Origin of the sequence: uncultured Nostoc sp. (genome assembly GCF_964245575.1) — a bacterium.
Taxonomy (GTDB): domain Bacteria; phylum Cyanobacteriota; class Cyanobacteriia; order Cyanobacteriales; family Nostocaceae; genus Nostoc.
Window position 1 is genome coordinate 2,814 of sequence record NZ_CAXTNP010000416.1, and the last position, 2,032, is coordinate 4,845.

1 protein-coding gene is annotated in these 2,032 nt (G+C 44.0%); it reads right to left on the reverse strand.

All coding sequences use genetic code 11. The features are described 5' to 3' along the window. Nucleotides 1–79: 79 nt before the first annotated feature. Nucleotides 80–2,032, reverse strand: a 1,953-nt coding sequence (locus ACFFAP_RS35840; protein WP_375515668.1) for a PAS domain-containing protein, incomplete at its 5' end; no start/stop codon positions are given.

The following is a 2,032-nucleotide window of genomic DNA, read 5'->3' on the forward strand; positions in this document are numbered from 1 at the left end:
TGAATCGCGTCTCTACTCATAACTCCTGTACAGAGGCGATGAATGGCGTCTCTACAGACGCGATGAATCGCGTCTCTACTCATAACTCCTGTACAGAGGCGATGAATGGCGTCTCTACTCCTAACTCTGCACTGCCTCTAAATAGGTGGTGTAAAGTTTGCAATAAGTCTCTGGCGGTATAGGGTTTTGATAAAACTGCTTGCACGTTAGCATTAGCAGCTTGAGCAAAGACTTCTATTGAGTTCAGTCCGCTACAGACAATAATTTGAACCTGCTTGTTCATTTTTTGCAAGGTGCGAATAGCGGTGATTCCGTCCATCTCTGGCATCATTATATTTATCAATACGGCATTGATTTGATGCTTGTGTTGGGCATATAGTGCGATCGCCTCTATACCATTACTGGCAGTCAGTATTTTATAGTTATGATTTTCCAGGATGATTGTGGCAATCTCCCGAATTTGGGCTTCATCATCTACAACTAAAATCAATTCTCCCTCTCCTGGGAGCAGATCCAACTCTTGTTTGCTGAACGCTTGGGTTGCTTCCACTGCTGGTAAAAACAGGTCAAATTTGCTGCCTCCACCAACATTACTAGACACTTTGATAAAACCGTCGTGGCTTTTAATGATGCCAACCACTGTTGAAAGTCCGAGTCCCGTACCTGTGTTGACATCTTTTGTGGTGAAAAACGGCTCAAAAATTCTATCTAATATTTCTGGCGGTATGCCAATTCCGTTATCCGCAACGGTAATCACAATATAATGCCCAACTTTAGCATTGAGATTCATTCTGGTATAAGCTTCATCAATAAACTTATTTTCCGCAGAAATTTTGATCTTGCCGCCATCTGGTAAAGCATCGCGGGCATTTACTACCAGATTCATCAGCACTTGATGCAGTTGTGTGGTGTCCCCAGTGACAGCCCACAAGTCTTCTGGGATAACCGTGGAAAATTGAATAGATTTGGGAAATGTCTGTTTACCAATTTGGATAATTTCTGCAATCAGGTACTTGATTTGGATAATTGTCCGCTCTCCTTTAAATCCTCGCGCAAAGGATAAGATTTGTTTGACTAAAGCTGCTCCGCGTTTGGCGTTGGTTTCTACAAGTGCTAGCAGTTGCCCAGAACGCTCCTCGTCTTGTAAAAATGTTCCCTGTAGGAATTGAGCCGCTGCCAAAATTGGTGTCAATATATTGTTCAAGTCGTGGGCAATGCCACCTGCAAGAGTACCAAGGCTTTCCAATCGCTGGGTGCGAAAAAACTGCTCTTGGAGTTGTTTCTTTTCGGTGATGTCAGTGTCAACAGTAAGGATAGATTTGGGTTCTCCCTCAGGATCACGCATCAATGTCCAACGGCTCTCTACAACAATTTCCTTACCGGATTTCGTCACATTACATAACTCACCTTGCCACCAGCCTCTCTCAATTACACTTTTTAGCGGTACTTCCAGTTGCTGCTGAGTTCCTGCTGGGTAAAAAATCTCTTGGAGGTCTTTTCCTATAATCTCTGGAGAAAGCCAACCGTACATCCGCTCTGCACCTTTATTCCAGAATAAAATTTGAGACTGGAAATCTCGAACTAATATGGCATCGGTGGCGATATCAAGTAGAGCGGCTTGTTCAGAGATTTTTTGTTGGGCCAGCTTACGCTCAGTGATATCTTTATTTGTGCCGATCATCCTGATCATCTGACCGATTTCGTTATAGTAGACCTGAGCTTTGCAGTTTAACCAGTGTAGGCTGCCGTCGGGCCAGACAACTCGATAATCTGTAGTTGCCCTTCCTTTTTCAATCATGCGAGGTATACTCGCAGCCACCAATTCGCGGTCTTCTGGATGGATTAAATTAAGATAATCTTCTATGGTTGGACACAAGGTAGCGCTGGGTAGACCATAAAGTGGCCCCATATTGGCAGACCACATACTAATATTGGTGATCAGGTTGCGATCCCATATACCCATTTGGCCAGCTTCCAGAGCTAAACTCAACCGCGCTTCACTTTCTTGGAGTGACTCTTCGACTAGTTTGCG